Below are 18,387 nucleotides of genomic sequence, written 5' to 3'. Positions count from 1 at the left end.
GTATGTCCCGCCGCGGCCGGGCGTGGTGGGTGAAGGCGGCCTCACCCTTTGGGGGCAGGCCTTGAGGTGGCCGGCGCCCCGGCCGCTCTGGACCGCAACCGGTTCAGCCGGTCGCGCGGCCGGCCGGCTCCGTCAGGAACCGCTCCGCCAACGCCTCTCCCGTCACGTGCCCGGCGGACCGGTACAGCCCCCGCGCCTCGCGCGCCGTCCCGGTGGCCAGCGTCGAACGGCCCGCCGCTCCTTCCACCGCCGCCAGGCCGAGCAGGGCCTGGGCCTCCAGCAGCCGGTAGCCGCCCGCGCGGGCCGCGTCCAGGGCCGTTCTCGCCTTCTCGCCCGCTTCCGGACCCGGCCCGCCGCCGCCAGCACCCAGGCCAGCGTTGCCGATGCCTCCGCCAGCCGGCCGCGCAGCCCCGAATCCGCCGCCGGCTGCCACGCTTCGCTCAGCACCCGCTCCGCTGTCGCGAGGTCGCCGGCGGCCTCCGAGGGCCGGCCCAGCGCTATCAGGGCCGCCGCCTCCACCTGGCGGTCGCCGTCGCGGCGGACCTGGGCCAGTGCCGCTTCCGCCGTCCTGGCCGCCTCCGTGTGTCCGCCGCGGGCGTTCTGCAACGCGCTCAACGCCGTGAGGGCCGTTGCCTCGCCGAAGCTCGACCCGAGGTCGCGGAACCCCGTCAGGGACCGGTCGATCGCGTCGGCCGCCTCGCGGCCCCACGTGCTGTTCGGCGCGGGCCTCGGCGCCCTGGTCGCCTACCGGGTGGCGCAGCGGCGGGTGGCCGCGGGACTGGGGGTCCCGCGGGCACTCGTCGTGGCGCACCAGGCGCCGCCCGGCCGGGCCGCGCGGGCGGTGCCGGAGCAGGCGGCGCGCGCCGACGTGAGCTTGCCGGCCGGCGACGCGCACGTGCCGGCGGCGCCGCCGCTGCCGTGCCCGATCCGCGGCTTCGGCGAGCCGCAGGTGATGGCCGGCTGGGGGGAGCACACCACCGCGGGGTTCGTGCTCGCCCCGGCCCGCGCGCGGGACAGCGCCGCCCTGCTGCGCGACGCCGTCCTGCGCGCGGCCTACCTGGTGGCCGCCTTGGCCGTGCCCGCGGGCGGCGTGGCCAACGGCTTGCCGTCGCCGATGTAGGGCCCGCCGCCGATGGTGGGACCGTTCTGGGGCGGCGGCTCGCTCGCCTGGGCGGCGGGCGCGAGGACGAGGGCGCCCAGGAAGGCCGTGCCGATGACGGCCTGGACGAAACGGGCTCTCATGGCGGGACTCCTCAGGTTCGGGTGCCGCCGATCTTGCCGCACCCGGCTTCCGATCCGCTTCCCTTTGCCCGCAGCGGTCATCCGGTCACCGACTGTCCCTTGTGGAGGCGCGGTGATTCCCCGCGGGGAATTGGCGGCCGGTGCCCGGTGGCCGACGATCGCGGCGTGAGCACATCCTCGAAGCTCGGCCCGCAGGCGCTGGCCGACCGCTACATCGCCCTCTGGACCGAACCCGGCGAGCAGGCCCGGCGGGCCGCGATCCACGAGCTGTGGGCGCCCGGCGGCGTCCACGTCCTGCTGCCCCCGGCCGAGGTGGTGCGGGTCGCCGCGGAGCTCGGCTTCGGCTCGCCTGTCTTCGAGGCGCGCGGTCACGCGGCCATCGAGACGCGGGTGCGCCGCAGCTACGAGCGGTTCGTCGCCACCGGCGAATTCACCTTCCGGACCCGGGGCACGGCCGTCCGGCTCGGGCCGGTCGTCAAGTTCGAGTGGAGCACCGTGCGCGTCGCCGACGGCGAGGTCGCCGGGGGTGGCCTGGAAGTCCTGCTGCTCGACGGGAACGACGCGATTTCGCGCGACACGATGTTCCCCGGCTGACAGGATCGGCCGTCATGGGCGGCGACGACGTGACCACGATCCTGCGCATGGCCGGTCTCGCGACCCCGATGGCGCTGCGCGTGGCGGTGACCCTGGGCCTGCCGGACCGGTTGCGCGGGGCCGGAGCCGGAGTCGCCGAGCTGGCCGGGGAGCTCGGCGTCGCGCCGGTTCCGCTCGGGCAGCTGCTCGGGCACCTCACGAGCCTCGGCTTCTTCGAGCGGACGGCCACCGGCTACCGGACCACTGAGTTCGGCGCGCACCTCTGCGGCGACAGCCTGGTCACCGTCCTGCTGGACCTGGGCACCGCGGGCGGGCGCGCCGAGCTGGCGTTCGTGGAGCTCCTGCACAGCGTCACCACCGGGGAGCCCGGGTACGGCCGCCGGTACGGGCGGGACTTCTGGGCGGACCTCGCCGAGCACCCGCACCTGCGGGAGTCGTTCGACCGGCAGATGGCGCACCGGCTCCGCGAGCAGATCCCGCGGCTGGCCGCCGGCTACGGCTGGGGCCGGTTCGCCACGATCGCCGACGTCGGCGGTGGCCGCGGGGCGCTGCTCGCGGCGATCCTGGCGGCCCACCCGGGACTGCGGGGCAAGCTGGTCGACCTCGACCCGACCGCGAGCGAAGCCGCCGCCACGTTCGCCGCGTACGGCGTCGGTGACCGTGCCGAGGCGATCGCGGCCAGCTTCTTCGACCCGCTCCCGGCGGGCGCGGACGCCTACCTGCTGTGCGACATCCTCCACGACTGGGACGACGAGCACGCCCACCGGATCCTGGCCCGGTGCGCGGAAGCGGCCCGCCCGGACGGGCGCGTCCTGATCGTCGAGCCGGTCGGCGGGCGGCAGGCAGGGACCGACATGGACCTGGCCATGCTCGTCATCTTCGGTGGCCGGGAACGGCGGGTCGGGGAGTTCGAAGCGCTCGCCTCCGCCCACGGGATGGTTCTCGACGCGGTGACCGATTTGAGTGGCCGGAGTGTGCTCGAGTTCCGATTCGGCTGAGCGAATTCGGGTCGCCCGAAATGGTGGCGCCGGAATCGGGTTTCCCTTGTTCACCGCGCTGTCCGCCATCCGGATCCCGATGGATCATCCGCCGCAGTGCGCTGGGCCGGTTGGCGGATGACGATCACGCTGTGTGCCGGTTTCTCGTGGGTTTGTTTCCGTTGGTGATCGCCCTGCGGTGGGTGGATTACCCGTTCGGCGGCCGGTCCGGCCGGCTCGCCGAGGTGTTTGCGGACCGGGAAATCGTCATCTACAGTCCCGCCGACAACGGCTGGTGAGAAGCCGGATTTCCCGTTCCGCAGAATCTTTTCCGAGGAGTGGCATGCCCAAACGCGCCTCGACGCGCCGGTTCGCCGTGCTCGCGCTCGTCGTCGCCCTGGTGAGCGGGTGCAGCCAGCGCGGCGCGTCCGGCACCGGCGGCCCCGTCGAGAAGCCGGCGATCCGGGTCGCGATCTTCTCCGCCGTCGACCTCGCCACGTTCTGGCTGGCCCAGGACGGCGGCTACTTCGCGGCCGAAGGCCTGCAGGTGCAGGCCGACGTCGCCGCCAGCGGGCAGGAGTCGCTCAGCCGCATGACCAGCGGCCAGGACGACCTCGCGATCTCCACCTACACGCTGTTCTTCCTGGCCAAGAACAGCGGGACGGACCTGAAGCTCATCGCGGACGCCACCTCGGCCAGCCCGCGCAGCAACGAGGTCGTCACCGTGCCGAACTCGCCGGTCAAGACCGTGAGCGACCTGGCGGGCAGGCGGATCGCCATCAGCTCGAAGAACGCCGCTTCCGACGTGCTGACCCGCTCGGTGATGCGGGACCACGGCGTCGACTTCGCCAAGGTGCAGTGGGTGCCGATGCCGCTGCCGGACATGGCCACGGCGCTGGCGCAGGGCCGGGTCGACGCCGCCTACCAGCCGGAACCGTTCCTCACGCAGGCAGCCAAGATCGCCGGCGCGTACCCGGTCATCGACGCGGCGAGCGGCAGCACCCAGGCCTTCCCGCTGACCGGCTACGGCGCCACGGCGAAGTGGGTGCAGGACCACCCGAAGACGATGCTCGCGTTCCAGCGCGCGATGCTCAACGCCACGCGCGCCGCGGTGGACCGGTCCCGGATCGAGCCGCTGGTCGTCCGCAACGCCCACGTGGACGTGGACATCGCGAGCCTGATGGTGATGCCCGCGTTCGGGTCCACCCTGGACGCCCGGCGCATCCAGCGGGTGCCGGACCTGCTGCAGCAGCTGGACGTGGTCCAGACGAAGATCGACGCGTCCTCGATGATCGCCCCGCAGGCCAGTACCGGCTGAGCGGCAAGGAAGACCGGAAGGGCGGGTGCCTCGCGCACCTGCCCTTTTTCCGTTCCGCCAGTACTTTCCTGTTCCGGCCGGCCGTCCGGGATTTTCGGACCGGTGGCGAAGATCCCGGTATCTCCCTTTCACACCTTGACACGACCGGCGCGGCACCCCACCCTCTTCATACCGACCGCGCGGTACGGCCTGGTCCACATGGTGAGACAGGAGAGTCATCGATGACACTCGTTGGGGAGGCACCGTCCGGCGAGGACCTGCTCGTGGTCGACGGGCTCACCGTGCGGTTCGGCGGGCTCACCGCGCTGCACGACGTCCGGCTGAGCGTCGGCGCCGGGACCGTCGTCGGGGTCATCGGGCCGAACGGTGCCGGGAAGACCACGCTGTTCAACGTCGTCTGCGGGTTCGTCCGGCCGCAGTCCGGCCGCGTGCTGTGGCGCGGGGAGCCGCTCGTCCGGCACCGCCCGGAGCACCTGGCCCGGCTCGGGATCGTCCGGACCCTGCAGGGGCTCGGGTTGTTCGCCGGGCTGACGGTGCTGGAGAACGTGATGGCCGGCGCGGGCCGGCACGCTCGCACGGGAGCGCTTCCCGCGCTCGTCGGCGCCGGACGCTCCGCGCGGGACGAGTCCGACCTGGCCCGCCGCGCCCGCGAGACGCTCGGCGAGCTGGGCATCGCCGACCTCGCCGACCGGCTGCCCGGAGTTTTGCCTTACGGGGTCCGAAAACGCGTGGCGCTGGCCAGGGCGCTGGTGGCCGAGCCGGATCTGCTGCTGCTGGACGAACCGGCGAGCGGGCTCTCGGCCGCGGAGCTGGCCGAACTCGCGACGCTGATCCTGTCGCTGCGGCAGCGGATGGCGGTGGTGCTGGTGGAGCACCACATGGACCTGGTGATGCAGGTCTGCGACCGCGTGGTCGTGCTCAACTTCGGCGAGGTCATCGCGGCGGGTACCCCGGCGGAGATCCAGGCCGACCCGAAGGTGGCGGAGGCCTACCTCGGTGACCCGGCCGAGGAGGCGCCCGGTGCTTGAGATCGACGGGTTTCCGGTGGCTTCGGGGGCGGCCCGGGCGCCGGGGTGGCGTCATCGGGCCGGCCTCGCTGCGCACTCCGCTCAGGAGGTGCCCGGTGCTTGAGATCGACGAGCTTTCCGTCTCCTACGGCGCCGTCCGGGCGCTCGACGGTGTCGGCCTCCGCGTCGAACGCGGCGGGATCACCGCCGTGCTCGGGGCGAACGGGGCCGGCAAGACCACGCTGCTGCGCACCATCAGCGGCCTGCAACCCGCCCGCGCCGGCCGGATCACCTGGGACGGCACGGAACTCACCGGCCTGGCGCCCGATCGCATCGCGCGGGGCGGCGTCGCGCACGTGCCCGAAGGCGGCGGGGTCATCACCGAGCTGACCGTCGACGAAAACCTCCGGCTCGGCGCGCTGTGGCGGCGTGACCGCGCCGACCGCGCCGCCGCGCGGCGGGAGATGTACCAGCTCTTCCCCGCTCTCGAAGAACGCGCGGCGAAACCCGCCGCGACGCTCTCCGGCGGCGAACGGCAGATGCTGGCCATCGGGCGCGCCCTGATGAGCCGGCCCGGGCTGCTGCTGCTCGACGAGCCCTCGCTCGGCCTCGCGCCGCTCATCACCGCCCGGATCATGGGCATCCTGCGTGACCTGCGCGCCGCCACCGGGCTCACCGTCGTCCTCGTCGAGCAGAACGCGCACAGCGCGCTGTCCATCGCCGACCGCGGCTACGTCCTGGCGCTGGGCAAGGTCGTCGCCGTCGACACCGCGGCGGAGCTGCTGGCCGACGACGGCCTCCGCCACGCCTACCTCGGTTTCTGACCACCCACCAGGAAGGTCCGGTATGCGGGACTTCTTCGACCTGACCCTCGGCGGGATCTCGGCCGGCGCGGTCTACGCGGCGCTCGGGCTCGCGCTGGTCATCATCTACCGGGCCACCCGGGTGGTGAACTTCGCCCAGCCCGCCCTCGCCCTCATCTCGACGTACCTCGCGTACTCGGTGACGAAGGCGACGGGCAGCTACTGGCTCGGCTTCGCCGTCGCCATCGTGGCCGGCACCGTGCTCGGCGTCGCCACCGAACGCCTGCTGATCCGGCCGCTGCGGCACCGCTCGGAGCTGAGCTCGATCATCGTCACGCTGGGGCTGCTGCTGGTGCTGCAGGCGGTCGCGGGCATGATCTGGTCCAACGAGCCGCTGGCGTTCCCGTACGCGTTCGACTTCCGCGGCCGGTTCTCCGCCAACGACCTGTTCGTCGTCCTCGTGGTGCTCGTCATCGCCGCGCTCGTGCTGGTGGTCTTCAAGTACACGCCGCTGGGCCTGCGGATGCGCGCGGCCGCGTTCGCCCCGGAGGTGGCGCGCACGCTCGGCGTGCGCGTCGGGCTGATGCTCACCGTCGGCTGGGGGCTGGCGGCGGCCGTCGGCTCGCTGGCCGGCCTGCTCGCCACCCCGCCGTTCCTCTTCCCGAACGTGCTGGACGGCGTCTTCGTCTACGCCCTCACGGCCGCGGTGCTCGGCGGCCTGGACAACCCGCTCGGCACCATCGCGGGCGGGTTCGTGCTGGGCGTCGGACTGTCCTATGTGTCCGGCTACTTCGGACCGGAGATGGTGACGATCGCGGCGCTGGCGATCCTCGTCGTCGTGTTGATCGTGCGGCCAAGCGGGTTGTTCGGCCGGGCGAAGGTGAGGCGGGTATGACGGTGCGCACGAGCCTCCCGGAAACCCGCGTGGAGACTTCCCCGAAGACGCGGACCCTGCCGCCGCTGCTGCGCCACACGCTGTTCGCGCTGGCCGCGTTCGCCGTCGTCGTCCTGCTGACCCTGGTCACCGACGAGTTCACCAACCTGCGGATCGCGACCATCGGCTACTACCTGATCGCGGTCGCCGGGCTGACCCTGCTGACCGGCCTGACCGGGCAGGTCTCGCTGGGGCACGGCGCGTTCATGTTCATCGGCGCGTACACCGTGGCGCTGCTGGTGCGGCGCGTCCCGTCGTTCCCGCTGTGGGCCGACCTGCTGCTGGCCAGCGCGGCCGGCGGGCTCGCCGGACTGCTGGCCGGGGCCGCCGCGGCCCGGCTGCGCGGCCCGTACCTCGCCGGGGCGACCCTGGCGCTGGCCGTCGGGCTGCCCGCGCTGACCCGCCGGTTCCAGGACTTCCTCGGCGGCAGCAACGGGCTGAGCTTCACCGTCCACAGCAGACCGTCCGGAGTGGCCGTTCCCGAGCTGCGCTGGCAGACCTGGATCGTCTGGCTCAGCGTGCTCGTCGCGCTGGTGCTGGTGGTCAACATCGTCCGCGGCCGGCTCGGCCGTGACTTCCGCGCGGTGCGCGACGACGAGGTCGCCGCGTCGCTGAGCGGGATCGCCGTCGGCCGCACGAAGATCCTCGCGTTCCTGGTGAGCGCGGTGTGCGGCGGGCTCGCCGGTGGCCTGCAGGCGTTCCTGCTCGGCACCGCCGCGCCTGGCTCGTTCACGCCCGCGCTGTCGCTGAGCCTGCTGGCCGCGGTCGTGCTGGGCGGCCTCGGATCCCTGTGGGGCGCGCTGTGGGGCGCGGTCGCGCTCGTCTACTTCCAGGCCTGGTCCGAAGACCTCGCCGACGTCCTGCACCTGAACACCGACGTGGCCAACAACCTCCCGCTGGCGGTGTACGGCGTGATCCTCATCGTGGTCGTGCTCGCCTTCCCGCGTGGCATCCAGGGCGGTTTCCAGAAGCTGCGCCACCTTCTCCGTCGACCCGCCGAAAAGAAGGAGAACCATGAGAAGCACTAGGTACGGCGCGGGATTCCTCGCCCTCGCGCTGGCGCTGAGCGCGTGCGGCGGCGCGGGCGAGAGCGACGGCGGCGGGCAGCAGGCCGCCGACTCCGCCGCCGGCGTCACGAAGGACACCGTCGTCATCGGCACCCACCAGCCGCTCACCGGCCCGGCCGCGCCCGGGTACAGCAAGATCTCCGTCGGCGCCCGCGCGGTGTTCCAGGCGATCAACGACGGCGGCGGGATCAACGGCCGGAAGATCGACTACAAGGTCGAGGACGACGGCTACAACCCGACGAAGACCGTCGAGGTCGTGAAGAAGCTGGTCCTGCAGGACAAGGTGTTCGCGATCGTCGGCGGCCTCGGCACGCCGACGCACTCGAAGGTGGTCGACTACCTCAACTCCGCAGGCGTCCCGGACCTGCTCGTGTCCTCGGGCGCGCTCGCCTGGGACAACCCGCAGAAGGCGCCGATGACCTTCGGCTACCAGGTGGACTACACGCGCGAAGGCAAGATCCAGGGCAAATACCTCAAGGACGGCTTCGCCGGCAAGAAGATCGGTTACTTCACGCAGAACGACGACGTCGGCCGCGACACGCAGGCCGGGCTGGACCAGTTCGTCAAGGACCAGACGGTGGCCCGGCAGGGCTACGACAGCGCCAACACCGACGTCACGCCTCAGCTCTCCGCGCTCAAGGCGGCCGGCGCCGAGGTCGTCGTCTGCGAGTGCATCCCGGCGTTCACCGCGCTCGCCATCCTGGCCGCGGCCAAGATCGGCTACCACCCGCAGTTCGTGGTCAGCAGCATCGGCGCGGACCCGGCGACGCTGTCCGGGCTGCTGCAGGACTTCGCCAAGCGCGGCGGGGCCAGCGTCTCCAGCGCCCAGCTGCTGGCCGGGCTGATCGGCACCGGCTACCTGCCCGACGTCGCGCAGACGTCCGACCCGTGGGTGGCCTACTTCAAGGGCATCCACGACAAGTACATCCCGAAAGAGCCGTTCACCAACACGCTGTTCTACGGCATGGTGCAGGCCTACACGTTCGCGCAGGCGCTGAAAGCGGCCGGACCGGACCCGACGCGGCAGAAGATCGTCGACGCGATGAGCTCGGGCGCGCTCAAGGGGCCGGGCCTGACGCCGTTCGGGTTCTCGAAGGAGTCGCACTCCGGCTACACCGGCGCGTACGTGTTCAAGATCAACCCGGACACCACGACGACGGTGATCCAGCCGCCTGCCGTCACCGACCGCGGCACCGGCGCGATCACGCCGTACACCGGCGCGCGGGCCACTCCCGACCAGATCGCCCTGCTGGGCAAGTGAGGCGGGGGCCGGGCCGGGCCCCGGCCCGGCCCCTTCCTAGGGTGGCGACATGACGGTCAAGGACAGGGTCGTGCGGGCGGCGGTGCGCCTGTTCGCCGAGAAGGGGTTCGAGGCCACGACGGTCCGCGAAATCGTCGAAGAGGCCGGCGTGACCAAGGGCGGGCTGTACCACTACTTCGAGTCCAAGGACGACCTGCTCTTCGAGATCTACACGGCGATGCTGCGGATGCAGACGCGGCGGATGGTGACGATCGCCGAGTCCGACCTGCCGCTGCCGGAGCGGCTGCACGCGATCATCGTCGACGTCGTGGTCACCAGCATCGCCGACCTCGACGCGGCGACGGTGTTCTTCCAGTCGTTCCCGCTGCTGGAGAAGTCCAAGCAGGTGCAGGTGCGGGCCGAGCGGCGCACCTACCACGAGCGGGTGCGGGACCTGGTCGCCGAAGGGCAGCGGGCGGGGATCTTCCGCGCCGACGTCCCGGCCGACCTGGTGATCAACTACCACTTCGGCGCCATCCACCGGCTCGGCATGTGGTACCACGCGGACGGGCCGCTGTCGGGGGAACAGGTGGGGGAGCACTTCGCGAACCTCATGCTGCGCAGCCTCCGTCCTTAGTGGACGATCTATCGTGGTGGCATGCACATCGTTGCGGTCCTCGCGCTGGACCAGGTCGTCCCGTTCGACCTGGCGACGCCCATCGAGGTCTTCTCGCGGACCCGGCTCCCCGGCGGGGCACCGGCCTACGAGGTCCGGATCTGCGGCACCGGCGACCTCGACGCCGGCGCGTTCCGGCTGCGGCCGCCGTGGGACCTGTCGGGGCTCGCGGACGCCGACACGGTCATCGTGCCGGGGCGTTCGTCGAACCCGCCGCTGCCCGGCGTCGTGGTCTCGGCGTTGCGGGCGGCGGCGGCGCGGGGCACGCGGATCGCGTCGATCTGCTCGGGGGCGTTCGTCCTGGCCGAGACCGGGCTGCTGGACGGCCTGCGCGCGACGACCCACTGGGCGGCGGCGCCGGAGCTGGCCCGGCGCTACCCGGCGGTGGACGTCGACCCGGGCGTGCTCTACGTCGACAACGGGCAGATCCTCAGCTCGGCGGGCGCGGCGGCGGGCCTGGACCTGTGCCTGCACCTGATCCGCCGCGACCACGGCTCGGCGGTGGCGGCCGACGCGGCCCGCCTGTCGGTGATGCCGCTGGAACGCGAGGGCGGGCAGGCCCAGTTCATCGCCCACGACCCGCCGCCGACGCCGCGCGGGTCGGAGCTGGAGCCGGTGCTGGCGTGGATCGAGGACAACTGCGCGCGCGAGCTGACGCTGCCGGATCTCGCGGCGCGGGCCGGGATGAGCACCCGCACGCTGAACCGCCGGTTCCGCGAGCAGACGGGCACGACCCCGCTGCAGTGGCTGCTGCGGGCCCGCGTCCGGCGGGCACAGCACCTGCTGGAGGCGACCACGGAGCCGGTGGACCGCATCGCGGCCGAGGTGGGCTTCGGTTCGCCGGGCGCGTTCCGGGAGCGGTTCAAGCGGGTGGTGGGCACGAGCCCGCAGGCCTACCGCGCGAGTTTCCGCGCCCCCGTGGGCTGACTCCGGGACCGCCGGGTGCGCCGGTAGGGTCGGGGGCATGTCGAGCCCCGAAGCGTCCAGGGCAGGGCTGCCGGTCGTCCCGGCAGCCCGGTAAGACCTCGCTTCCCGGGTTTCCGGGGTGACCACGAAGTCGTCCGCCGATTTTCGTGATCCCTGGAGTTTCCGTGCTGTTCTTCCTCGCCCTGGCCGTGTTCGCCATGGGCACGTCCGAATTCATGCTCGCCGGGCTCGTCCCCGGCATCGCCGGCGCGCTGGACGTCTCGCTCGCCCAGGCCGGCTACCTGACCTCCGCCTTCGCCGCCGGCATGGTCGCCGGTGCTCCGCTGATGGCCGCGCTCGCACGGGCGTGGCCGAGGCGGACCGCGCTGCTCGGCTTCCTGGCCGCCTTCGCGATCGCGCACGTCGCCGGCGGCCTGACGACGTCGTTCGCCGTCCTGCTCACCTCGCGGCTGGTCGCCGCCGTCGTCTGGCGCCCTTCACCCTGCGCGGCGGCGACGCACCCGCGGCCGACGGCGAGGTCGTGCTCGACGCCGATCTCGCGCGCCGGGCGGACGTCGGCATCGGCGGCCAGGTGCGGATCACGACCCGGTCCGTGCCGGAGACGTTCAAGGTCAGCGGCGTCGTCGGCAGCCCGTCGCGCCAGTCGGCGTTGTTCTTCACCCCGGCGAAGGCCGCGCAGCTGGCCGGAACGCCGGGCCGCGCGCACGCGGTCGGCGTCCTCGCCGGACCCGGCGTGACGCCGGAGACCCTCGCCGGGCGTGTCGCCGCCGTCACCGGCCCCGCCGAGGTCGCCACGGGGGTCGAGCGCAGCGCCGTCGAGTTCCCCGACGTCGGCCAGACCCGCACGCTGCTGCTCGCCATCGCCGGCTCGTTCGGCGGGTTCGCGCTGCTCGTGGCCGTGTTCGTGGTGGCGAGCACCCTCGCGCTGACGATCAACCAGCGCCGCCGCGAGTTCGCCCTGCTGCGGGCCGTCGCGGCGACGCCCCGGCAGATCCGCAAGCTCATCGGCGTCGAGACGACCCTGGTCGCGCTCGCCGCCGGGGTCCTCGGCGGCACGCTCGGCCTGGCGGTGGCGGCCGGGCTGCGGGACGCGTTCGCCGCCATCGGCGTCGTCCCGGCCGACTTCCGGCTGGCGATCGGCCCGCTGCCACCGCTCGCCGCGGTGGTGCTGGGCCTGGGCGCGGCCCGGCTGGCGGCGTGGGTGGCGGCGCGGCGGCCGTCGGCGATCCGGCCGGTCGAGGCGCTGGGCGAGGCCGCGGTCGAACGCCGGGCACTCGGGCGCGGTCGCCTGGTCACCGGCTGGGCGCTGGTGGTGGCCGGGTTCGGCGGCGCGCTGGTGCCGCTGTTCCTCCGCGGCGACGTCGCGACGGCGATCTCCACCATGGCGACGCTGGTGGTCGTGATCGGGCTGGCCGTGGTCGGCCCGCAGGTCACCGGGCTGGTGGTGCGGGTGCTCGCGCCGGTACTGGCGCGGGTCTGGCGGATCAGCGGGTACCTGGCGGCGGCGAACGCGCAGGCCGGCACCCGGCGGCTCGCCGCGGCGGTGACCCCGCTGCTGCTGTCGGTCGCGTTCGCGCTGGCGACGTTCTACAGCCAGACGTCGAGCACGGCGGCCGCGGCGGAGCAGGCGGCGCGGTCGACGACGGCCGACTACGTGCTCAGCGGCCCGGCCGGGGTGTCCCCGGAGGTCGCGACGGCCGCCGGCGGGCTGCCGGGCGTGGCGGCGGCGACGCCGGTGGTGCGGACGTCGGTGATCGTCGCGACGTCGCAGGGGGACACGATGGACGTCCAGCGCAAACCCGCGCAGGGGCTGGCGGGCGGCCAGGTCCGCGGCGCCCTCGACCTGGGCGTCGACCAGGGCCGGATCACCGACCTGGCGGCCGGCACGGTGGCGCTGAGCCGGCCGGAAGCCGACTGGCTGGACAAGCGGATCGGCGACGAGGTGTCGTTCTACTTCGGCGACGGCGCCCCGGCGAAGCTGCGCCTGGTGGCGACGTACACGCACGACCTGGCGTTCGGCGACTTCGTGCTGCCGGTGGAGCCGGCCCGCGAGCACACGGGCGGCCGCCTGGACGACTCGGTGCTGGTCCGGCGCGCGGTGGACGCCGATCCGGCGGCCGTGGCCGCGGCTCTCCGTGCGCTGCCGTACCCGGGCTTGACGGTCGCCCCGGCGGCGTCGGCGGCGGCCCCGGACGGCGGCGACCGCCAGGCGCAGTTCGCCCTGAACCTGGTGGCGGTCGGCGTGATCGTCGGGTACCTGGCGATTTCGGTGGCCAACACGCTGGTGCTGACGACGGCGCAGCGGTCGCGCGAGTTCGCGTTGCTGCGGCTGGTCGGCACGACCCGTCGGCAGGTGACCCGGATGATGCGCCTCGAGGCACTGGTGACGGTCGGGATCGCGGTGGTGCTCGGGACGCTGGTCGCGTTGGTACCGCTGGGTTTGCTCAACGTGGGCCTGCGGGGCAGCCCGTGGCCGTCGGGGCCGTGGTCCGTCTACATCGGAGTCATCGGCGGCGCGGCGCTGCTGGGCCTGGTGGCGCTGGGCGTGTCGACGTGGGTGACGCTGCGGGCGCGTCCGATCGACGCCATCGGGCTGCGGGAGTAGGCCCGGCGAAACATTCCGAAAGTTATTGCCCGACCACGGCCGGTGATCGCATGCTTTCGCCATCCTGGCAGCCTCGACGAGGAGGAAGCATGCGCACCAAGAACCGCTTCAGGGTGTTCGCCGGCGGGGCCGCGCTCGCGGTGATCGCCGCGCTGGTGCCCGGGGTGGCGCGGGCCGACACCGTCATCACCACGAACCAGACCGGGTACAACAACGGGTACTACTACTCGTTCTGGACCGCCGGCGGCGGCTCGGTCTCGATGACGCTCGGCTCCGGCGGGAACTACCGGGTCAACTGGAGCAACGCCAACAACTTCGTCGCCGGCAAGGGATGGGGCAACGGCAGCAGGCGGACCGTGAACTACTCCGGCAGCTTCAACCCGTCGGGCAACGGCTACCTGTCGCTCTACGGCTGGACGTCGAACCCGCTGGTCGAGTACTACATCGTCGACAATTGGGGCAGCTACCGGCCGACCGGCACGTACAAGGGCACGGTGACGACCGACGGCGGCACCTACGACATCTACCAGACCACGCGGTACAACGCGCCTTCGGTCGAGGGGACCAAGACGTTCAACCAGTACTGGAGCGTCCGGCAGCAGAAGCGGACCGGCGGCAGCATCACGACCGGCAACCACTTCGACGCGTGGGCCCGCGCCGGCATGCGGCTGGGCAGCTTCAACTACTACATGATCCTCGCGACCGAGGGGTACCAGAGCAGTGGCAACTCGAACATCACGGTGGGCTGAGGCCATGCGTCCGTGGATTCTGGCCGCCGCGATGGCGGTGACCGGCGTGGTGGCCGCGGCCCCGGCGCACGCGGCGTCCTGCGGCGGGTACGTCGGCCTGACCTTCGACGACGGGCCGTCGAACACGCACACCCCGGCGCTGCTCAACGCGTTGCGGCAGAACGGGTTGCGGGCCACGATGTTCAACGAGGGCCAGTACGCGGCGGCGTACCCGGCCCAGGTCCGGGCCGAGGTCGGCGCGGGCATGTGGGTGGGCAACCACAGTTACACGCACCCGCACCTGACGCAGCTGAGCCAGTCCCAGATGGACTCGGAGATTTCCCGGACACAGCAGGCGATCGCGGCGGCGGGCGGCGGAACGCCCCGGCTGTTCCGCCCGCCGTACGGCGAAACGAACGCGACACTGCAGGCGGTGGAAGCGAAGTACGGGCTCCGCCAGATCATCTGGGACGTCGATTCGCAGGACTGGAACGGCGCGAGCGTGGACGCGATCGTCCAGGCGAACGCCCGCCTCGGCAACGGCCAGATCATCCTGATGCACGAATGGCCGGCGAACACGCTGACGGCGATCCCGCGGATCGCGCAGACGCTGGCGAGCCGCGGGCTGTGCGCGGGAATGATTTCGCCTCAGACGGGCCGGGCGGTGGCCCCGGGCTGAGGCATCCGGGTGGCGCGGCGGATCCGGGCCGCCGCGCCACCGTTCCCGGCTGGTGGCGACCGGCCGGGCGGGTGGTGCGGAGGTCCCGGGCCGCCTGCGCCGCTGTTCCGGCTGGTGCGTGGTGGGCCGAGCCCGGCCTCGGCTGAGGCTGCCGGGGCCGGAGGCGGGCGACCGTCGCATGCGGCACACTCTGATCATGGACACCGGTGAGCCGCAGCCGATTCGGGTCGTTGTCGTCGATGATCAGCAGGTGGTCCGTGAGGGACTCGTTGCCCTTCTCGACCTGCTCGACGACGTCGAGGTTGCCGGCTCCGCCGCCGACGGGGCCCAGGCCCTCGCCCTGCTCGAGCGGCTCGGCCAGGTCGATGTCGTGCTCATGGATCTCAACATGCCCGTCCTGAACGGCGTCGAAGCCACCGAACGCGTCACGCGCGCGCACCCCGGTGTCGCGGTTCTCGTTCTCACCACCTATTCGGATGATGAATCCATTGCCGGGGCGCTCGCCGCCGGTGCGCGCGGCTACCTCACCAAGGATGCCGGGCGCCGGGAGATCGGTGCCGCGCTCCAGGCCGTCGTCGCCGGGCAGCTTACCTTCGGGGCCGATGTCTCACGGCAGGTCGCCGGCTCGCTTTCCGCGAAACCGTTGCCGCGCGAGGAAAGCCTGCCCGACGGGCTCACCGCCCGCGAGGCCGAGGTGCTCGGCCTGATCACCACCGGGCTGAGCAACGCCGAGATCGCGGCCCGCCTGTTCATCGGCGAGGCGACGGTGAAGACCCACATCAACAACGCCTTCGCCAAGATCGGCGTGCGCAACCGCGTCGAGGCGGCCCGCTACGCCGCGCGGCGTGGCCTGGCCGGCTGACCCGGTCAGCCGTCGTCCCGCTTCCGGTACCGCTCCAGCCGCTCGCGCACGATCGGCTCCACCGCCCGCTTCGCCTGGTCGTACCGCCCCGCCTTCTTGAGGGCGACGGCGATCACCCCGAGCACGATCACCAGCAGCAGGACGCCGCCGCCGATCAATGCGAACCGCAGCAGCATGAACTGCATGACTTCACCCATGGCCGTTTTCCTCCCTGTGTTCCGACACCGGGAACGCTAGGGCGGCACCCGGGTGGAGTGGCACCTCCGCGGGGTGGAGACGCGGGTGGAGATCCACTGTGGACAACTTAAGCCCGCGGTTAACCCGGCGTAATACCCCGGCTTAAATCAGACATTTCACCACCGTGGCAGCCGCCGGTCGGCTCCCGTTCGGGCAGCGTTCACCCCGCTCGCCCGCCGCCTTCATTTGCGGTCCCTAAGTTTTTCCCGCAGGCGACGAAGGTGAAGGGACCCATGGACGCACCCCTGGCAGTGAGAGCCCGCGGGATCACCAAGTGCTTCGGTGACGTCGTCGCCCTCGACGGTGTCGACCTCGACGTGGCGCCGGGGCAGATCCACGGCCTGGTCGGCCCCAACGGCGCCGGGAAGACCACCCTGCTCGGCCTCCTGCTGAGCCTGGCCGTCGCCGACGAGGGCACCCTCGAGATCCTCGGCGCGCCGGCCGGGCGGCCCCTCGGCGGTGTCGCCGGCTTCGTCGACGGCCCCGGCCTCTACCCGTCGCTCACCGCCCGGCAGAACCTCGCCGCGCTGCTGGCGCTGCGCGGCCGCGACCGGAAGACGTCCGCGATCGACGACGCGCTCGGCGAGGTCGGGCTCACCGACGTCGCCGACGACCGGGTGCGCGGCTTCTCCCTCGGCATGCGGCAGCGGCTCGGCCTCGCCGCCGCCCTGCTCGCCGAGCCGCGGCTCCTGGTGCTCGACGAGCCGGCCAACGGCCTAGACCCGGCCGGCAAGCAGCACGTGCACGGCGTCCTCGGCCGGCTCGCCGGCCGAGGCACCGCCGTCGTGCTTTCCAGCCACCGGATGGACGACCTGGAAGCGCTGTGCGCCGAGGTCACCATCCTCGCCACCGGCCGCGTCGTGTTCACCGGCCCGCTGGCCAAGCTGTCGGCCGAGAACGGCGAACTCGACTACCGGCTGCGCACCTCGGACCCGGACAGGGCGCGTGCCCTGGTCGCCGGCGCCCCGGGCGTCCGGCTCGCCGGCCCGGACGCCGACGTCTTCGTGGTGCGGGCACTGACCCCCGCGCTCGACGACCTCGTGCTGCGGCTGGCGCGGGAAGGCGTGGCGGTGCGCGAGCTCGCGCCCGTCGTGTCCCCGCTCGAAGCCGCGTTCCTCGCCCTCACCGACCGGGAGGCAGGCCGATGACCGCGACCGTCGCCGAAGCGGCCCGGCCGGTGCCGGTGGCCCGCGGCTACCGCTTCGAGCTGGTCAAGCTGTTCGCCGCCTGGCGGATCCGCCTGCTGGTCCTGGCCTGCTGGATCGCGCCCGCGCTGTTCGTCGCCGTGGTCGGCGAGCAGAGCTCGCTGCCGGTCGACACGCTGTTCGGCCGGTGGATGAATGCCACGGGCTGGGCCGGGCCGCTGGTCATGCTCGGGTTCGCCGGCACCTACGCCCTCCCGCTGCTGACGTCGGTGGTGGCCGGTGACGTCTTCGCCGCCGAAGACCGGCTCGGGACCTGGCGCCACCTGCTGGTCGCGGTGCGCTCGCCCCGGCGGATCTTCGCGGCGAAAGCGCTGGCCAGCCTCACCGTGATCGTCGTGCTCGTGGCCGGGATGGCCGTGTCCGGCGCCGCCGGCGGGGTTCTCGCCGCGGGCAGCCGGCCGCTGGTGGGGCTCGACGGCCACTCGCTGACGCCGGGCGAGGCCGCCACGCAGGTCCTGCTCGCGTGGGTCTGCGTGCTCGCCCCGACGCTGGCGCTGGCCGCGCTCGGCCTCCTCGGGTCGGTCGCCTGGGGCCGCTCGCCGATGGGCCTGCTGCTGCCCGCCGTCGTCGCCCTCGCGATGGCGCTCGCCCAGCTGCTGCCGCTGCCCGTCGCCGTGCGCCTCGCCCTGCCCAGTTACGCCTTCATCGCGTGGAACGGCCTGTTCACCGACCCGGTCCAGCTCGGCCCGCTGCTCATCGCGGTCGGTGTCGGCCTGGCCTGGGCCGTGGCCGCGACCGCGCTGGCCTACGTGCTGTTCGTGCGCCGCGACTTCACGAACCCGGCGCACGACGGCTCGGGCCGCCGCGCGCTCACCCTCGGTGTCCTGCCGCTCGTGGGCCTGCTCGCCGCGACGGCCGGGGTCGTCGCCGTGGCCACGCCGGCCACCGGGTCCGGCATCGAGCTGGACAAGGTCCAGCGGTCGGTCGCCACCGCGTTCGCCCACCTCTACCGGCTGCAGGCCGGGCAGCTGAACCGGCCCGACGTCACCGAGGCGCAGCTGGGCGCCACGGCCGCGTGCACCAAGGGCGACGGCCTGGTCGAGCCCGAAGGGCCCGGCAACGACTGGCGGTGCGTCGTCTCCTGGCACCTGCCGGACGTCGCGGCGACGGGATCGGCGATCTACCAGCTGGACATCACCTCGGACGGGCGGTACGTCGCCGACGGCGACGGACCGAAGGAAGTGAACGGCTACTTCCAGGTGCGGACCCCCGCGGGGGACCAACCCAACCCGCTCTGGCAGTTCGACGGCAACGTCGAGCTGCTCTCCTCCACCCCGAAGGGATAA

The 18,387-nt window shown here is 72.9% G+C and carries 20 protein-coding genes and 1 pseudogene; 18 read left to right on the top strand and 3 right to left on the bottom strand.

What is annotated here, in order from left to right; all coding sequences use genetic code 11:
* Nucleotides 1-103: 103 nt before the first annotated feature.
* Nucleotides 104-433 carry a hypothetical protein gene (locus tag BT341_RS47175; protein WP_072481452.1) on the bottom strand — a complete coding sequence of 110 codons (330 nt, stop codon included), beginning with the start codon at nucleotides 431-433 and terminating at the stop codon, nucleotides 104-106.
* Between the two features lie 186 nt (nucleotides 434-619).
* Here BT341_RS47175 and BT341_RS41740 point away from each other — a divergent pair, with 186 nt between their 5' ends.
* Nucleotides 620-1,120, top strand: coding sequence for a thioesterase (locus BT341_RS41740; protein ID WP_245805277.1), 501 nt, complete (start codon nucleotides 620-622; stop codon nucleotides 1,118-1,120).
* Here BT341_RS41740 and BT341_RS41735 read toward each other — a convergent pair.
* Nucleotides 1,054-1,242 carry a hypothetical protein gene (locus tag BT341_RS41735; RefSeq protein WP_072481451.1) on the bottom strand — a complete coding sequence of 63 codons (189 nt, stop codon included), beginning with the start codon at nucleotides 1,240-1,242 and terminating at the stop codon, nucleotides 1,054-1,056. The two genes, BT341_RS41740 and BT341_RS41735, sit on opposite strands and share 67 nt — an antisense overlap.
* 165 nt (nucleotides 1,243-1,407) lie before the next feature.
* On the opposite strand from BT341_RS41735, the gene BT341_RS41730 reads away from it, so the two are divergent.
* The 15 genes and pseudogenes from BT341_RS41730 to BT341_RS41660 all read left to right on the top strand — a co-directional run bounded on the left by BT341_RS41730 (nucleotide 1,408) and on the right by BT341_RS41660 (nucleotide 15,659).
* A complete protein-coding gene (locus tag BT341_RS41730; RefSeq protein WP_072482472.1) occupies nucleotides 1,408-1,836 on the top strand; it encodes a hypothetical protein in 429 nt (142 codons plus the stop codon).
* Nucleotides 1,837-1,850: 14 nt separating this feature from the next.
* A complete protein-coding gene (locus BT341_RS41725) occupies nucleotides 1,851-2,834 on the top strand; it encodes a methyltransferase (protein WP_072481450.1) in 984 nt (327 codons plus the stop codon).
* A 322-nt stretch (nucleotides 2,835-3,156) separates the two neighbouring features.
* On the top strand, nucleotides 3,157-4,131 hold the full coding sequence (locus tag BT341_RS41720; protein WP_072481449.1) for an ABC transporter substrate-binding protein: 975 nt from the start codon (nucleotides 3,157-3,159) through the stop codon (nucleotides 4,129-4,131).
* Between the two features lie 221 nt (nucleotides 4,132-4,352).
* A complete protein-coding gene (locus tag BT341_RS41715) occupies nucleotides 4,353-5,159 on the top strand; it encodes an ABC transporter ATP-binding protein (protein WP_072481448.1) in 807 nt (268 codons plus the stop codon).
* A gap of 95 nt (nucleotides 5,160-5,254) precedes the next feature.
* Nucleotides 5,255-5,962, top strand: coding sequence for an ABC transporter ATP-binding protein (locus tag BT341_RS41710; protein WP_072481447.1), 708 nt, complete (start codon nucleotides 5,255-5,257; stop codon nucleotides 5,960-5,962).
* Between the two features lie 22 nt (nucleotides 5,963-5,984).
* On the top strand, nucleotides 5,985-6,836 hold the full coding sequence (locus BT341_RS41705) for a branched-chain amino acid ABC transporter permease (protein WP_072481446.1): 852 nt from the start codon (nucleotides 5,985-5,987) through the stop codon (nucleotides 6,834-6,836).
* Nucleotides 6,833-7,903 carry a branched-chain amino acid ABC transporter permease gene (locus BT341_RS41700; protein ID WP_072481445.1) on the top strand — a complete coding sequence of 357 codons (1,071 nt, stop codon included), beginning with the start codon at nucleotides 6,833-6,835 and terminating at the stop codon, nucleotides 7,901-7,903. Before BT341_RS41705 ends, BT341_RS41700 begins: the two co-directional genes overlap by 4 nt.
* Entirely contained in the window at nucleotides 7,890-9,203 is a 1,314-nt protein-coding gene (locus BT341_RS41695; RefSeq protein ID WP_072481444.1) for an ABC transporter substrate-binding protein, read from the top strand. Before BT341_RS41700 ends, BT341_RS41695 begins: the two co-directional genes overlap by 14 nt.
* 49 nt (nucleotides 9,204-9,252) lie before the next feature.
* The gene (locus BT341_RS41690; protein ID WP_072481443.1) at nucleotides 9,253-9,819 is read left to right on the top strand and encodes a TetR/AcrR family transcriptional regulator; all 567 of its coding nucleotides are present in this window, start codon (nucleotides 9,253-9,255) and stop codon (nucleotides 9,817-9,819) included.
* Between the two features lie 21 nt (nucleotides 9,820-9,840).
* Nucleotides 9,841-10,785 (top strand): GlxA family transcriptional regulator, encoded by a 945-nt coding sequence (locus BT341_RS41685; protein WP_072481442.1) that lies wholly within the window; start codon nucleotides 9,841-9,843, stop codon nucleotides 10,783-10,785.
* A 197-nt stretch (nucleotides 10,786-10,982) separates the two neighbouring features.
* Nucleotides 10,983-11,249 (top strand): annotated as a pseudogene (locus BT341_RS48060) (MFS transporter); the annotation flags it as partial.
* A gap of 128 nt (nucleotides 11,250-11,377) precedes the next feature.
* Nucleotides 11,378-13,390 (top strand): FtsX-like permease family protein, encoded by a 2,013-nt coding sequence (locus BT341_RS41675; RefSeq protein WP_245805276.1) that lies wholly within the window; start codon nucleotides 11,378-11,380, stop codon nucleotides 13,388-13,390.
* An 89-nt stretch (nucleotides 13,391-13,479) separates the two neighbouring features.
* Nucleotides 13,480-14,139, top strand: coding sequence for a glycoside hydrolase family 11 protein (locus tag BT341_RS41670; RefSeq protein WP_072481441.1), 660 nt, complete (start codon nucleotides 13,480-13,482; stop codon nucleotides 14,137-14,139).
* A gap of 4 nt (nucleotides 14,140-14,143) precedes the next feature.
* Nucleotides 14,144-14,797: a polysaccharide deacetylase family protein gene (locus BT341_RS41665; RefSeq protein ID WP_072481440.1), complete on the top strand. Its 654-nt coding sequence runs from the start codon at nucleotides 14,144-14,146 to the stop codon at nucleotides 14,795-14,797.
* A 196-nt stretch (nucleotides 14,798-14,993) separates the two neighbouring features.
* The gene (locus tag BT341_RS41660) at nucleotides 14,994-15,659 is read left to right on the top strand and encodes a response regulator (RefSeq protein ID WP_072482470.1); all 666 of its coding nucleotides are present in this window, start codon (nucleotides 14,994-14,996) and stop codon (nucleotides 15,657-15,659) included.
* 5 nt (nucleotides 15,660-15,664) lie between these two features.
* On the opposite strand, the gene BT341_RS41655 is transcribed toward BT341_RS41660, so the two are convergent.
* Nucleotides 15,665-15,856, bottom strand: a complete 192-nt coding sequence (locus BT341_RS41655) for a hypothetical protein (RefSeq protein WP_072481439.1) — start codon at nucleotides 15,854-15,856, stop codon at nucleotides 15,665-15,667.
* Nucleotides 15,857-16,129: 273 nt separating this feature from the next.
* Here BT341_RS41655 and BT341_RS41650 point away from each other — a divergent pair, with 273 nt between their 5' ends.
* Nucleotides 16,130-17,044: an ABC transporter ATP-binding protein gene (locus tag BT341_RS41650; protein WP_072481438.1), complete on the top strand. Its 915-nt coding sequence runs from the start codon at nucleotides 16,130-16,132 to the stop codon at nucleotides 17,042-17,044.
* Nucleotides 17,041-18,387, top strand: coding sequence for an ABC transporter permease (locus BT341_RS41645; protein WP_072481437.1), 1,347 nt, complete (start codon nucleotides 17,041-17,043; stop codon nucleotides 18,385-18,387). The genes BT341_RS41650 and BT341_RS41645 overlap by 4 nt, the downstream gene beginning before the upstream one ends.

The sequence above is a fragment of the Amycolatopsis australiensis genome, from assembly GCF_900119165.1.
Lineage (GTDB): Bacteria > Actinomycetota > Actinomycetes > Mycobacteriales > Pseudonocardiaceae > Amycolatopsis > Amycolatopsis australiensis.
Note: the sequence above shows the minus strand (reverse complement) of the source record. Positions and strands in the feature narration are given on the sequence as shown.

What these genes read in the sequence shown, in the direction of transcription:
- BT341_RS41650 (WP_072481438.1), top strand. Translation starts at nt 16,130, where the DNA reads ATGGACGCACCCCTGGCAGTGAGAGCCCGCGGGATCACCAAGTGCTTC.
- BT341_RS41725 (WP_072481450.1), top strand. Translation starts at nt 1,851, where the DNA reads ATGGGCGGCGACGACGTGACCACGATCCTGCGCATGGCCGGTCTCGCG.
- BT341_RS41660 (WP_072482470.1), top strand. Translation starts at nt 14,994, where the DNA reads ATGGACACCGGTGAGCCGCAGCCGATTCGGGTCGTTGTCGTCGATGAT.
- BT341_RS41655 (WP_072481439.1), bottom strand. Translation starts at nt 15,856, where the DNA reads ATGGGTGAAGTCATGCAGTTCATGCTGCTGCGGTTCGCATTGATCGGC.
- BT341_RS41665 (WP_072481440.1), top strand. Translation starts at nt 14,144, where the DNA reads ATGCGTCCGTGGATTCTGGCCGCCGCGATGGCGGTGACCGGCGTGGTG.
- BT341_RS41690 (WP_072481443.1), top strand. Translation starts at nt 9,253, where the DNA reads ATGACGGTCAAGGACAGGGTCGTGCGGGCGGCGGTGCGCCTGTTCGCC.
- BT341_RS41670 (WP_072481441.1), top strand. Translation starts at nt 13,480, where the DNA reads ATGCGCACCAAGAACCGCTTCAGGGTGTTCGCCGGCGGGGCCGCGCTC.
- BT341_RS41685 (WP_072481442.1), top strand. Translation starts at nt 9,841, where the DNA reads ATGCACATCGTTGCGGTCCTCGCGCTGGACCAGGTCGTCCCGTTCGAC.
- BT341_RS41705 (WP_072481446.1), top strand. Translation starts at nt 5,985, where the DNA reads ATGCGGGACTTCTTCGACCTGACCCTCGGCGGGATCTCGGCCGGCGCG.
- BT341_RS41695 (WP_072481444.1), top strand. Translation starts at nt 7,890, where the DNA reads ATGAGAAGCACTAGGTACGGCGCGGGATTCCTCGCCCTCGCGCTGGCG.
- BT341_RS41720 (WP_072481449.1), top strand. Translation starts at nt 3,157, where the DNA reads ATGCCCAAACGCGCCTCGACGCGCCGGTTCGCCGTGCTCGCGCTCGTC.
- BT341_RS41700 (WP_072481445.1), top strand. Translation starts at nt 6,833, where the DNA reads ATGACGGTGCGCACGAGCCTCCCGGAAACCCGCGTGGAGACTTCCCCG.
- BT341_RS41645 (WP_072481437.1), top strand. Translation starts at nt 17,041, where the DNA reads ATGACCGCGACCGTCGCCGAAGCGGCCCGGCCGGTGCCGGTGGCCCGC.
- BT341_RS41715 (WP_072481448.1), top strand. Translation starts at nt 4,353, where the DNA reads ATGACACTCGTTGGGGAGGCACCGTCCGGCGAGGACCTGCTCGTGGTC.
- BT341_RS41735 (WP_072481451.1), bottom strand. Translation starts at nt 1,242, where the DNA reads ATGAGAGCCCGTTTCGTCCAGGCCGTCATCGGCACGGCCTTCCTGGGC.